Raw genomic sequence first — 13,030 nt, 5'->3', positions numbered from 1 at the left:
AAACAGAAAAATGCCGGAAAAGCGAGGATGTCAGAGCAACGGAGTCATTCCGTTGCTCTTGATTTTAGCTTACGCATCGGATTTCCCGAAAACCGCGCACACTTTTCGGACCGATGCTCTATTTCCGCCAGCCTCCACGGAGACTGAAGGCCAGCATCGAGCGGATGGCAGCGGCGATATCGGTCGCAAGACGTTTGCGGTTGTCAGCGCTGTGAAACGGAACGCTTTCGCCAAACGTGACGTCCACATCGATGGCGCCGGCTTTGATGACGCCGAGCAGATGTGGCACGAGCGTGATGCTGCCCGGCCAGGCAGCAATGATCCGGTGATAACGGCCCATGGCCATGCCCTGCACCCGTGTATAGGCGATAGCCACCGGCTGCACGTAGACCAGCTTACCCGGAACCTGCTCGGCGGCCGTGGAGGCGGCACCGAACAGAGAGGATTTGACGGCCAGCATGCGGTTGCCGTCCGAGGTGGTGCCTTCGGGAAACAGCACGACGATCTCGCCGTCGGCCATGCGGCTGGCGATCTCACCCACCTGCTGGCCCGTGCTGCGCTTCTGCTCCCGCTGGACGAAGATGCTTTTCTGCAGGCGGGCGAGCCAGCCGAAGACCGGCCAGTCACGCACCTCGGTCTTGGCGATGAACACCACGTCGGCAATGCTGCCGAGAACGAGGATATCCTTCCATGAGGCGTGGTTGACCGCCAGCATCAGCGGTTTTGCCTGCTCCACATCTCCGTGCACATGCACGCGGATGCCGAGAACGTGGCAGGCAATGCGATGCCAGATGCGAGGAATTCGTCGGCGCAGCCGCCAGTCGAAGGCGAGACCCAAAAGTTGCAGCGGCAGCAATATGAGCGTCACGATCAGAAGAACGATCGCGATATAGGCTGTCCGGAGCCACATCATGAGGGGAACGCCCGCTTGTTCACCAGCGTCTCAGCGCTCGTCGGGTTTCAACGGCACGCCATAAAGTTCCAGTCGATGGTCCACGAGCTTGAAGCCGTGCTCGCGGGCGATCTTTTCCTGAAGCGCCTCGATCTCGGCCGAATGGAATTCGATAACCACGCCGTTCTTCAAATCGATCAGGTGATCATGGTGTTCCTCGGGCACGGTTTCATACCGCGAGCGGCCATCGCGAAAATCGTGCCGCTCGATGATGCCGGCATCCTCGAACAGCTTCACCGTTCTGTAGACGGTGGAAATCGAGATGCGCGGATCCACGGCGGAGGAGCGACGATAGAGTTCCTCGACATCGGGATGATCGGCTGATTCCTGAAGGACGCGGGCGATGACACGGCGCTGGTCCGTCATCCGCATGCCGCGTTCGGCACAAAGCTCCTCCAGCGTTTTCGAAAGGTCTATCACGTCTTCTGGCCTTTTGAGTATTCCGGTTGATTTTGCGGCGTCCGCCGAAAAAATGCCTGTCGCAGGGAACTAGCGAAGATCGCGGCGCATGACAAGCGCCGTCGACTTTGTTCCATCCTTGGCTGTGTAATAGGCCTTGCGCTCTGCAACCGTCTTGAAGCCGAGCTTCCTGTAAAGCCCGAGTGCAGAGGTGTTACTATTGTCCACCTCGAGGAACATGGTTTCGGCGCCGCGCATCATCGCCTCGCGAATGGCCGATTGCATAAGACGCCAACCGAGACCGGCGTGCGAGAATTTATCGGCAACGGCGACGGTGAGGATTTCCGCTTCACCGGCCACTTCCCGCGCCAGCACGAAACCGCCGAGCGGCTTGCTGAAAAATGCGTTGGTCTGGCGGGCGACGGCGCCGAAAACCGACCCTTGAGTGAGCAGGCCTGAGAACTCCCCGTCATTCCACGGACGTGGGAAGCGCACGGCATGCAAGTCTGCCACCGCGGCGCAATCCTCATGTTGCATCGGCACGATCTCGAAATAGGGTTTCCAGCTCAGGTAATCGTCAAACATCGCAGGTATCTGGCATCGCAAATATCGGGCATCACGGGAATCAGTATCAGGCACTCACGCCTGCCGTATCAGGCAACGTCCTGGCGTGCCAGCGCAAAACCGGTCTGTGGCCGGGCATCCGGTCCGCGCAGATAAAGCGGCGCGGGTTTCCGTTGGCCTGCCGGCTTGCGCGATCCGGCGCGCGCAACGGAGGCAATCGGGAAATGGTCCGGACCGGACCCGGTTTCCTCTCCGGCAAAGAGCGGCGCGGCGGAGCCGATGACGGCACCATCGAAATCGGAAAGAACAGCCTTGGCGTCATCCAGAGACAGAAGCGCCGCCTCGTTGAGCGGTGATCCATCCGCGCCGAATGTCTGGAGATAGGTTTCGCCGCGTTTGGCATCGAGCCCGACGGCCACAGGCCGGTCGGGATTTTCGAGCAGATGATGCACGGCAAGCGTCTCGAGCGTGGTAACGCCGACGGCCTCAACGCCGATTGACAGGGCAAACCCGCGCGCAGCAGCAACGCCGACCCGAATGCCCGTGAAGGACCCCGGACCGACGGTCACCGCAATGCGCTCGATCTTCTGAAGCGGCAACTGCGCCTGCTGCAGGGCACCGTCGATCACGGCCATCAGCCTTTCGGCATGGCCCTTGCCGATCGTTTCACAGACCTCTCCGAGCACCCTGTCAGAGGCGCTGTCATAGATGCAGGCGGAACAATCCACACCTGACGTGTCGAGTGCGAGAACAATCATGGCCTGGGGTGCAGCATCATACCGCTTCGACTTCGCGCACTTCCGGCACGAAATGGCGAAGCAGGTTCTGAACGCCGTGTTTCAGCGTGGCCGTGGAGGACGGGCAACCCGAGCAGGCGCCCTTCATGTTCAGGAATACCGTGCCATCGCGGAAACCGCGGAAGGTGATGTCTCCGCCATCCTGCGCAACAGCCGGGCGGACGCGGGTATCCAGCAGTTCCTTGATGGTGGCGACGATGGTTTCGTCACCCTCTTCGAAGAACTCGCCTTCCTCGTCCGATACTTCGGCGGCAATCGCCGTACCCATGATCGGCCGGCCGGACATGAAGTGTTCCATGATCGAGCCGAGGATGGCAGGCTTAAGGTGCTGCCATTCCGCATCATCCTTGGTGACGGTGATGAAATCAAAACCGAAATAAACGCCGGTAACGCCCGGAATCGTGAAGAGGCGTTCCGCCAGGGGCGAAGCCTGCGCCTGCGACGCATTAAGAAACTCCGCTGTGCCGCTTTCCAGCACCACCTTGCCCGGCAGGAACTTCAGCGTGGCGGGGTTGGGCGTGGCTTCCGTCTGAATGAACATCGTCGTCTCCTTCGAGGTCGCGGTTCACGCCCCGTAATTTAGAATTCTTCCAAAAATACGCCCGGCGAAGCCACACTTCAAGCCCTGACATGATAATTACATTCAAGAAATCGTCAGTCTCTAAATCGTTCTGGCTTTCCTTCAAAAAGCCTGAACGATTTAATTCCTTTCTCTACGCATGTCTTTTTCCCAAAACCGATGACACTTTTGGGATACATGCTCTAAATCCTGTCCGAAACCGGATCAGCAGAGCGCGTCGATTTCCTCATCCGTCAGTGTATCCGGCAAGACGGTGACCGGGATCGGGAAGGCCGCACCGCGTCCGGCGATGGAGGAAACCAGCGGTCCCGGCCCTTCTTTCGTTGATCCGGCAGCCAGCACGAGAATAGCGATATCGCGGTCTTCCTCGATCAACCCATGAATCTGCTCGGTGGCGCTGCCTTCTCGAATGACTGCTTCCGGCTCGATGCCGATTGTTTCGCGTACCTTCTGGGCGATCTTGGCGAGCGTGGCTTCCGCTTCCTCGCGCGCCTCGGCCCGCATGATCTGCTCGACACCCAGCCATTGCTGGAAATCGCCTTCCGGGATCATGTAAAGCAGCACCAGCCCGCCATTGGAGTTCTTGGCGCGACGACCGGCATAATGCACGGCCCTTTCGCATTCCGGTGTGTCATCGATAACAGCGAGAAACTTGCGACGATGCCCTTCCAGACGCGACAGCCGTTTTGAAACCATTCCGCACTCCCTTATGTCCGCCGTGATCCGAAAAACCGCCCGACGGTTCGGGCGGAGATTATATCAAATCACGGCAGGCGCAAACCGCCCGCCGCATCCGCGTGGCAACGGCCTGTCAGCGCAGGAAACCGATGATATCGCGCACTTCGTTCATCGTCTTTTCAGCGATAGTGCGTGCCCGCTCGCCGCCTTGGCTGAGGATGGCGTCGATATGGGTCGGATCATCGAGAAGACGGCGCATCTCGTTATTAACCGGTGCCAGCACGTTGACGGCAAGCTCGACGAGGGCCGGCTTGAAGGTGGAGAATTGCTGGCCGCCGAATTCCGCGAGCACATCCGCCTTGGTCTTATCGGAGAGGGCAGCATAGATGCCGACGAGGTTTTCCGCCTCCGGGCGTCCCTTCAGACCTTCCACTTCGCTCGGCAGCGCGTCCGGATCGGTCTTCGCCTTCTTGATCTTCTTCGAGATCGCGTCGACATCATCCATGAGGTTGATGCGCGAGAGATCGGAAGGATCGGATTTCGACATTTTCTTGGTGCCGTCCTTCAGCGACATGACACGCGGCGCCGGGCCGCCGATCAGCGGTTCCACCATCGGGAAATAGGCATGCACCGGCTCATCGCCAACCGTGATATCAACGCCCAGACCGGCGTTGCGGATATGGCCGCCGAAATCGATGTTGAATTTCTGCGCGATATCGCGGGCGAGTTCCAGATGCTGCTTCTGGTCATCGCCGACGGGCACATGCGTGGCGCGGTAGACGAGAATGTCGGCGGCCATCAGGCTCGGATAGGCGAGCAGGCCGAGCGAGACCTGTTCGGCATTCTTGCCGGACTTGTCCTTGAACTGCGTCATGCGCTCCATCCAGCCGATGCGCGCGACGCAGTTGAACACCCACGCCAGTTCCGCATGTTGCGGCACGGCCGACTGATTGAAGACGATATGCTTCACGGGATCAATGCCGGCTGCGATGAAGGCGGCCGCAATCGAGCGGGTCTGCGCCTTCAGATCCGAGTGAACGAGCTGGGCGGTGATGGCGTGCATATCGACGACGCAATAGATGCAGTCGTTATCTTCCTGCAGCGCCACGAATTTGCGGATCGCGCCGAGATAATTGCCGAGATGCAGATTGCCGGTCGGCTGGACGCCCGAGAAAACCAGCGGCTTGAATGCGTTCATTGTCGTCCTCGAAAAGGCTTGTGGAGGGCCCCGCCCCGTATTTGAAATTGCACGCGCGCTTATGCACCCGCAGCCCCTCGCAATCAAGCGGTTTCAGGGGCTGTCAACCGCGCGGCTGAAGAAGGTCCCAGCGATTTCCGTAAGGGTCGGCGAAGACCGCGACGGAACCATAAACCTCATGGCGCGGCTCTTCCAGAAAGTGCACGCCGCGCGCAATCATGGTTTCATAGTCGCGGGCAAAATCGTCGGTATGCAGGAAAAACCCGACACGTCCGCCGGTCTGGTTGCCGATGGCAAGCCGTTGCTGTTCGCCATCCGCCTCGGCAAGCAGCAGGGCACCACCCTCGGTGCCTTGCGGCTTAACCACAAGCCACCTTTTGCCGTCGTCAAGCGGCTGATCGGAAAGGCACTCGAAGCCGAGAACATCGCAATAAAACGCCTTTGCCCGATCATAGTCATCCACGACAAGCGTGACCAGCGCGATGCGGCGGTTTTCAGAAAAGGACATCAGCCCGCCTCCGTCTCGGCGGTCTTTTTACCGCGCTTGCGGATGGCTCTTTTGACCATGCCGATATCGGCACCGCCCGAAACGAAAGCCAGCACGAAATAAACCAGCATGGCCGCGAAGACGAGGCCCATGATGGTGCCGGCCCGAACGAAAATGGACGAGGCCGACGACAGCTCGAAACTCAGCCAGGTCAGCGCATAATGCACAAAAACGGCCATCAGGGCCGCGGCCAGAAGCAGACGCGGGATGCGGGTCAGCAGTGGAATATCAATATGCCAGTGACCGCGCCACAAAAGCATGCCGAACAGCAAGGCGGCATTGACCCAGCCGGCAGTGATCTCGGCAATGGCGATGCCCGGGCCGCCGAGGCGCGGAAACAGCGTCAGCGCCAGGGAGACATTCACCACCACGGAAATCGCCGCAAAAATCATCGGCGTGCGGGTGTCTTCGCGGGCGAAAAAGCCGGGAATGAAGGCCTTTATCAGCACGAAAGCCGGCAGACCAAGACCGTAGATACCGAGGATTTGCGCGACGGTGATGGTGGCCGAAGGCGAGAAGTTGCCGCGCTCATAAAGAAAACGAACGATGGGCTCCGCCATGACAAGTAGGGCGGCCGCCGCAGGCAATGTCAGGAACAGCACGAATTCGACCGAACGATTCTGCAGGCTTCCCGCCTCCACCATATGCCCGCCGCGCAAAGCCCTCGCCAGTTCCGGCAAAAGCACGGTGGCCACCGCAATGCCAACGACACCGAGCGGCAGCTGGTAAATCCGGTCGGCATAGGCAAGCGAAGAGATCACGCCCTCGCCGGCAGACGCGATATTGGTATTGATGAGAAGGTTGATCTGGGTGATGCCGCCGGTGATTGCCGCCGGAAGGGCCAGAACCAGAAGCCGCTGCACGTTTTTCGTCAGCCGCGGCCGGCGTAAACCGATCCGCATGCCGGCGTTGCGCACGGCGATCCAGACGATGGCGAGCTGCACCAGACCCGCCGCCATCACACCCCACGAGAGCGCATAACCCACCTGCAGGGGATCGTAATTTTTCCACCAAGCAAGCGCGAGCACGCCGATGAGGATGATGTTGAGGAAGACAGGTGCGATCGCGGCGGCGAAATAACGGTGCAGCGAGTTCAACATGCCGCCCATCATCGCCGCCAGCGACATGCAGGCAAGATAGGGAAACATGATGGTGGCGAGGCGGACAGTGTTATCGAACTTCACCGGGTCTTCCAGGAAGCCCGGTGCAATCACGGTCCGCACGATGAACGGCATCGACAATTCCATCAGGATTGTCAGGGCCAGAAGCACGGTGAACAGAACGCCGAAGACCTCTTCGGAAAAGCGCCTTGCGCCCTCCATGCCATTCGCCTCGATCTCCTTGGCGAAAAGCGGCACGAAAGCCGAATTGAAGGCGCCTTCGGCAAAAAGCCGCCGGAAGGTGTTGGGAAATCGGAACGCGGCGTTGAAAGCATCGGCCACCGGGCCGGTGCCGACGGCGGCGGCCATCAGGGTCTCGCGCAGAAAGCCGAAGATGCGGCTGCCGAGCGTGGCGGTGCCGACGGTGGCGAACTTGCCGATGAGACTCATGGGGATATCAAGCCTTTGCCGTGCGCGCGGTCGGCAGCGCCGCCACGTCTGGGTGGGCGATGATGCCATTCGGCATGCGGTCACGCAATTCGTCTTCCTGCTCGCTCATCACGGCCTTCAGGCGCTGCGCAATACTGGCCTGCCGGTTGTCGTTCGTCACCTTCTGGCCGAACAGATCCGTCACGTAGAAGGTGTCGATGACCTTCTCGCCGAAGGTGGTGATGCGGGCGGAGTGAATATCGAGCGACAGGTCGGCGATGACAGCCGTCATATCCGCCAGAAGCCCAGGCCGATCGAGGCACTCGACTTCAATGACGGTGAACTTGTTCGACAGACCATTCGAGATGGTGACGAAAGGCGGGATGGTAAAGGCGCTTTTCTTCTTTCGGCTCTTGGTGCGGGTGGCAATCATTTCCGGCAGGCGCTGCTTGCCGGAAAGAACTTCCTCGATGAGCTTGCCGACATTGTTGCCGCGTCGCATCTCATCTTCATCGATCGGAAATTCGCGGTTGATGAGGATGGTATCCAGCGCCCGCCCGTCGGAGGTGGTGAAAATCTGCGCATCGGCGATGTTGGCGCCAGCCGCCGCACAGGCGCCGGTGATGATGGACAACAGGCGCGGATGGTCCGGCGCCAGCACCGTGATTTCGGTGATGGCGTGGAAGGAATGGGTGCGCACCATGGTCGACAGCGCCTTTTCCTGCTTGTCCGCCTCGCGGATGAAGCGGGTATGACGCACCTGGTCTTCCAGCGCCACCGTCAGCAGATAGGGCTCGTAATGCAGCTTGGTATATTTGCGCCGCGCCTTCTGGCCCCAGTCATCAAGGGCATCGTAAAGCGCCTGCCGGGCGATCTGCGCGCGCTCCTTGCGCGAGACTTCCGAGAAACCGCCCGACAGAAGCAGTTCCGTCTCGTAATAAAGCGAACGCAGCAACTGCCCCTTCCAGCCGTTCCACACGCCGGGGCCAACCGCACGGATATCGCAAACCGTCAGGATGAGCAGCATCTTCAGCCGCTCCATGGATTGCACCTTGTCGGCGAAATCGGTGATGGTCTTGCGGTCATGCAGGTCGCGCGTCTGGGCGACCATGGACATTAGCAGATGCTGCTCGATCAGCCAGACGACCGTTTCGGTCTGCTTGCCGGTGAGGCGGAAACGCTGGCAGAGCTTGCGGGCAACACGGGCACCGGCAATAGAATGATCCTCCTGCCGGCCCTTCGCCACATCATGCAACAGAACGGCGACATAAAGCGCCTCGCGCTCCTCAACGCTGGGCATCAGCTGGTTGGCAAGCGGATGGGCATCCACCGCCGTTCCCTTGTCCACCTCCGACAGCACGCCGACGGAGCGGATAAGATGCTCGTCGACGGTATAGTGATGATACATGTTGAACTGCATCATCGCGACGATCTTGCCGAATTCGGGAATGAACTTGCCGAGCACCCCGGCCTCGTTCATGCGCCTCAGCGTCAGCGCCGGATCGCGCCGCGAAGTGAGGATCGACAGGAACAGCCGGTTTGCTTCGTCGTTTTCGCGAAGCCCCTCATTGATGAGCGACAGTGACCGGGTGACGACACGCAGCGCGTCCGGATGCAGTTCGAGATTGTTGATATCGGCGATGTGAAAGAGCCGGATCAGATTGACCGGATCGTTCTTGAAGACGTCAGGCTTGGCCAGCGCGATGCGCCCCCGGTCCTCGACGAATTCCACCGAACCCGGGATTTTGCGGACACGGTAGGCAAAGCGGCTGAGAACGCCGGAAAGGCCCGGCACATCCTTCGCCTGCCGGTCTTCCAGTGCGGCGCAAACGATGCGGGTCAGGTCGCCCACATCCTTCGCCACGAGGAAATAATGCTTCATGAAACGTTCGACGGCGGAAAGCCCCGGACGCGGCTGGTAACCCAGCGCATCGGCGATCTCGCGCTGAATGTCGAAGGACAGGCGCTCTTCTGCCTTGTTGGTGATGAAATGCATCTGGCAACGGACGGCCCAGAGAAAATCGTCAGCCTTTTCGAACAGCCTGAGTTCGCGCCGCGACAGGACGCCAAGCTTGACGAGATCGGCCGTGTCGCGGACGTGGTAATAATATTTGGCAATCCAGAACAGCGTGTGCAGGTCGCGCAGGCCGCCCTTGCCTTCCTTGACGTTCGGCTCCACCAGATAGCGCGTATCGCCCGCCTTGCGGTGGCGCTGGTCGCGCTCGGCAAGCTTGGCGGCAATGAATTCCGGGCCGGTTCCGGTGACGACTTCCGACTCGAAGCGTTTTTCGAGATCGTCGGTCAGGGATTTCTTGCCGCAAATGGCCCGCACTTCCAGAATGGCGGTGCGGATGGTCATATCGGATTTGGAGAGGCGAATGCACTCATCCACCGTGCGGGTGGCGTGGCCAACCTTGAAGCCGAGATCCCAGAGGAGATAAAGCACGAACTCCACGGCCTTGTGCATGTCAGGCGTGTTCTTGGCAGGCAGCAGGAACAGGAGGTCGATATCCGATCCAGGCGCCAGCGTGCCGCGACCATAACCGCCGACCGCAGCGACAGCGATCTGCGGCGCATCTTTCGGATAGACATATTGGCAGGCGAGATCATAGAGTGTTTCGATCAACCGGTCCTGAAGCCAGGAGATGCGTCTGGCGCAATCAATCCCGCTGCCATCAGCTTTCAGCAGTTCTCTTGCCTTTTCCCGGCCTTCCGTGCTGGCCTTGCGGAAGATCGGCAGTAGATCGGACTTGATATCGGCGATGCGCTTGCCGTCTTCCTTGAAGATGATGTCACAGTCGCGCTTCAGCGCCGATACATCGAGAATGTCGGAAAAATCCAGGTCCTTGATGGCCATCTATGCCGGTATCCATGTCCTGTGGGAGACCCCACCGCTTGCGATGGGAGTGTCCTATAGCGAGTTTTAAAGGCGATGGACAGGCAATCTATCCCTTATGCCTTGCCAAGTTCTTTCTTCAACGCATAGAGCGCGTCCAATGCCTCACGCGGTGTCATTTCGTCCGGGTTGAAGCTCTTCAAAGCCTCCTCCACCTTCGATGGTCCGGCCTTGCGGGTTTCCTCGCGGCGCACGGCGATCTGGAACAGCGGCAGGTCGTCGATCAACTGGCTGGCCGGGTTCTTGCGGTCGGCATCCTCCAGCTTCGTCAGTACCTCACGGGCACGCTCCACCACCGAAGCCGGAAGGCCCGCGAGGCGCGCGACCTGAATACCGTAGGAACGGTCCGCGGCACCCGGCCCGACCTCGTGCAGGAAAATGACATCACCTTCCCACTCCTTCACCCGCATCGTGGCATTGGAAAGGCGGCCGAGTTTTTCCGAAAGTACCGTCAGTTCGTGGAAGTGCGTTGCGAAAAGACCGCGGCAACGATTGACCTCGTGCAGATGCTCAACCGCCGCCCAGGCGATCGAAAGCCCGTCAAAGGTTGCAGTGCCGCGGCCGATCTCGTCCAGAATGACCAGCGAGCGATCCGTGGCCTGATTGAGGATGGCGGCGGTTTCCACCATCTCCACCATGAAGGTCGAGCGGCCGCGCGCCAGATCGTCGGAGGCGCCGACGCGGGAAAACAGCCGGTCGACGACGCCGATATGGGCGGCTTCCGCCGGAACGAAGGAGCCGATCTGTGCGAGAATGGCGATCAGCGCATTCTGGCGGAGAAAGGTCGATTTACCACCCATATTGGGACCGGTGAGCAGCCAGATCGCACCGTTCTTGCCGCCCTCAGCGGCCGACAAATCACAATTATTGGCGATGAACGGTCCCGCCGACTGGCGCCGCAGGGCCTGTTCCACCACGGGATGACGCCCGCCCTTGATCGCGAAGGTCATGGAGGCATCGACGATCGGGCGGCAATAGGCCTGTTCCGTCGCCAGATAAGCAAGGCTCGAGGCAACATCGATGACGGCAAGTGCAACCGCGCCGGCCTTGATCGCCTCCGCCTGCTGCACCACAGCCGCGACCATGCGCTCGAAGGCTTCCAGCTCCATGGTTAGCGCCTCGGCAGCGGCATTGGCGATGCGACTTTCGAGATCGGCAAGCTCGGTGGTGGTGAAGCGCATGGCGCCCGCCATGGTCTGGCGGTGGATGAAGCGGGCCTTCGCCTCATCCGTTGCCATCATCACATCGGCATTACCCGCCGTCACCTCGATGAAGTAACCCAGCACATTGTTATGCTTGATCTTGAGGGATTTTATACCGGTTTCGTCGGCGTATTGCAGTTGCAGCCCGGCGATTACCCGGCGGGACTGGTCGCGCAGTGCGCGCACCTCGTCAAGGTCGGGATTTGCACCTTCCCGCAGGAAACCACCATCGCGTTTCAGGAGCGGCAGATCGTCGGCCAGCATCGATGCGAGCATAGCTTCCAGCGCGCTCGGCAGGGCTTTCAAAGCCTTGAGAGCTGCCGCCAGCTCCTCCGGCAATAGCCCCTGATCGAGAATGACGCCAATTTTCTCGGCCGAAACCAGCCCCTGCCTGATAGCACCGAGATCGCGCGGGCCACCGCGTTCCAGCGCAAGGCGGGAAAGCGCGCGCGGCATATCCGCGACATGTTTCAGGGCATCTCGCAGACCGTCACAAAGAGAGACATCGTCGATGAGATAGGCGACGGCATCGAGGCGGGGGTTTATCTTTTCCGGATCGGTCAAGGGCGACATCAGCCGCTCGGCCAGAAGCCGCGCACCGCCACCCGTGACCGTGCGGTTGAGGGCATGCAGGAGCGATCCGTCCCTTTCGCCTGATAGCGTCTTCACCAGTTCCAGATTGGCGCGGGTGGCGGGATCGATGAAGAGTGTGGATGCCGCACTTTCGCGTTCCGGCGCACCGAGCGGCGGACGCTCGGCAATCTGGGTCTTTTCGACATAGGCCACCGCCGCTGCGGCTGCGGCCATTTCCACCCGCGAAAACGTGCCGAAACCATCCAGCGTCGAGACATTGAAATAACGCGCAATACGACCTTCTGCCACGGCGCTGTCAAAAAGAATGGCCGGCTGCGGCACCGCGACACGGCCCAGCACATCGAAAACCGGCCGCAGTTCCTCGTCGTGGAACAGGCTGTCGGCGACGATCAACTCGCGCGGATCGATGCGCCAGATATCGGCAAGGAGCCGCGTCAGCGTGGTTTCCGCCAGACGGAAGACGCCGGTGGAAATATCGATCCAGGCGAGCGCGAACTGCGCCTCGGCACTGCCGCGAATACGGGCAAGCGCCATCAGATAATTGGATTCTGTCGGCGATAGCAGCTTTTCCTCAGTCAGCGTGCCTGGTGTGACGAGCCGCACCACATCACGCTTGACCACGGATTTCGATCCGCGCTTTTTCGCTTCCGCCGGGTCTTCGACCTGCTCGCAGACCGCGACACGATAACCGCGCAGGATGAGCTTCTGAAGATAGTCATCCGCCGCGTGAACGGGAACGCCGCACATGGGAATATCATGCCCCATATGCTGGCCGCGCTTGGTCAGCGTGATGCCCAGAGCGCGAGAGGCTTCGACCGCATCGTCAAAGAACAATTCGTAAAAATCGCCCATGCGGTAGAACAGCAGCGAACCGGGATTGTTCGCCTTGATCTCGATATATTGCTCCATCATCGGAGTGGCCGTCGCACGGCTTTCTTCCGAGATCAGGGAAGCGGTTGTCAGAACGTCCGTCAATGGCCTGCCGATGTCATATCGTGTTGCGAAAAAGGAGCGCCGACACTAGCGGCATTGCCTGCCCCAACACAACACACGCGGTACCGCTGCCCACAGGAACATCCTGATGGTCTCGGCCA

The 13,030-nt window shown here is 60.2% G+C and carries 11 protein-coding genes; all 11 read right to left on the bottom strand.

All coding sequences use genetic code 11. The features are described 5' to 3' along the window. Positions 1–118 precede the first annotated feature (118 nt). Positions 119–913, bottom strand: coding sequence for a lysophospholipid acyltransferase family protein (locus CFBP5499_RS00155; RefSeq protein WP_080826724.1), 795 nt, complete (start codon positions 911–913; stop codon positions 119–121). Between the two features lie 30 nt (positions 914–943). Beyond that, positions 944–1,372, bottom strand: a complete 429-nt coding sequence (locus tag CFBP5499_RS00150) for a Fur family transcriptional regulator (protein WP_080826725.1) — start codon at positions 1,370–1,372, stop codon at positions 944–946. Between the two features lie 69 nt (positions 1,373–1,441). Further along, complete coding sequence (locus CFBP5499_RS00145) at positions 1,442–1,936, bottom strand: GNAT family N-acetyltransferase (RefSeq protein ID WP_080826726.1); 495 nt, start codon at positions 1,934–1,936, stop codon at positions 1,442–1,444. Between the two features lie 68 nt (positions 1,937–2,004). Continuing rightward, the gene (tsaB, locus tag CFBP5499_RS00140; RefSeq protein ID WP_080826727.1) at positions 2,005–2,673 is read right to left on the bottom strand and encodes a tRNA (adenosine(37)-N6)-threonylcarbamoyltransferase complex dimerization subunit type 1 TsaB; all 669 of its coding nucleotides are present in this window, start codon (positions 2,671–2,673) and stop codon (positions 2,005–2,007) included. A 16-nt stretch (positions 2,674–2,689) separates the two neighbouring features. Next, positions 2,690–3,253: a NifU family protein gene (locus tag CFBP5499_RS00135; protein ID WP_077984420.1), complete on the bottom strand. Its 564-nt coding sequence runs from the start codon at positions 3,251–3,253 to the stop codon at positions 2,690–2,692. Between the two features lie 243 nt (positions 3,254–3,496). Continuing rightward, positions 3,497–3,988: a universal stress protein gene (locus tag CFBP5499_RS00130; protein WP_080826728.1), complete on the bottom strand. Its 492-nt coding sequence runs from the start codon at positions 3,986–3,988 to the stop codon at positions 3,497–3,499. A gap of 115 nt (positions 3,989–4,103) precedes the next feature. Then, complete coding sequence (trpS, locus tag CFBP5499_RS00125; protein WP_080810945.1) at positions 4,104–5,168, bottom strand: tryptophan--tRNA ligase; 1,065 nt, start codon at positions 5,166–5,168, stop codon at positions 4,104–4,106. Positions 5,169–5,271: 103 nt separating this feature from the next. Then, positions 5,272–5,676 carry a VOC family protein gene (locus CFBP5499_RS00120; RefSeq protein WP_080826729.1) on the bottom strand — a complete coding sequence of 135 codons (405 nt, stop codon included), beginning with the start codon at positions 5,674–5,676 and terminating at the stop codon, positions 5,272–5,274. Then, on the bottom strand, positions 5,676–7,265 hold the full coding sequence (murJ, locus tag CFBP5499_RS00115) for a murein biosynthesis integral membrane protein MurJ (protein WP_080826730.1): 1,590 nt from the start codon (positions 7,263–7,265) through the stop codon (positions 5,676–5,678). Before murJ ends, CFBP5499_RS00120 begins: the two co-directional genes overlap by 1 nt. Before the next feature lie 7 nt (positions 7,266–7,272). After that, positions 7,273–10,101 carry a [protein-PII] uridylyltransferase gene (locus CFBP5499_RS00110; RefSeq protein WP_080826731.1) on the bottom strand — a complete coding sequence of 943 codons (2,829 nt, stop codon included), beginning with the start codon at positions 10,099–10,101 and terminating at the stop codon, positions 7,273–7,275. Between the two features lie 95 nt (positions 10,102–10,196). Beyond that, positions 10,197–12,848 carry a DNA mismatch repair protein MutS gene (gene mutS / locus CFBP5499_RS00105; RefSeq protein ID WP_080827506.1) on the bottom strand — a complete coding sequence of 884 codons (2,652 nt, stop codon included), beginning with the start codon at positions 12,846–12,848 and terminating at the stop codon, positions 10,197–10,199. Positions 12,849–13,030 lie beyond the last annotated feature (182 nt).

The sequence above is a fragment of the Agrobacterium tumefaciens genome (genome assembly GCF_005221325.1).
Lineage (GTDB): Bacteria > Pseudomonadota > Alphaproteobacteria > Rhizobiales > Rhizobiaceae > Agrobacterium.
Note: the sequence above shows the minus strand (reverse complement) of the source record. Positions and strands in the feature narration are given on the sequence as shown.

Coding starts and splice junctions, on each gene's coding strand:
- CFBP5499_RS00155 (WP_080826724.1), bottom strand. CDS start 913: ATGATGTGGCTCCGGACAGCCTATATCGCGATCGTTCTTCTGATCGTG.
- CFBP5499_RS00145 (WP_080826726.1), bottom strand. CDS start 1,936: ATGTTTGACGATTACCTGAGCTGGAAACCCTATTTCGAGATCGTGCCG.
- tsaB (WP_080826727.1), bottom strand. CDS start 2,673: ATGATTGTTCTCGCACTCGACACGTCAGGTGTGGATTGTTCCGCCTGC.
- CFBP5499_RS00135 (WP_077984420.1), bottom strand. CDS start 3,253: ATGTTCATTCAGACGGAAGCCACGCCCAACCCCGCCACGCTGAAGTTC.
- CFBP5499_RS00130 (WP_080826728.1), bottom strand. CDS start 3,988: ATGGTTTCAAAACGGCTGTCGCGTCTGGAAGGGCATCGTCGCAAGTTT.
- trpS (WP_080810945.1), bottom strand. CDS start 5,168: ATGAACGCATTCAAGCCGCTGGTTTTCTCGGGCGTCCAGCCGACCGGC.
- CFBP5499_RS00120 (WP_080826729.1), bottom strand. CDS start 5,676: ATGTCCTTTTCTGAAAACCGCCGCATCGCGCTGGTCACGCTTGTCGTG.
- murJ (WP_080826730.1), bottom strand. CDS start 7,265: ATGAGTCTCATCGGCAAGTTCGCCACCGTCGGCACCGCCACGCTCGGC.
- CFBP5499_RS00110 (WP_080826731.1), bottom strand. CDS start 10,101: ATGGCCATCAAGGACCTGGATTTTTCCGACATTCTCGATGTATCGGCG.
- mutS (WP_080827506.1), bottom strand. CDS start 12,848: ATGATGGAGCAATATATCGAGATCAAGGCGAACAATCCCGGTTCGCTG.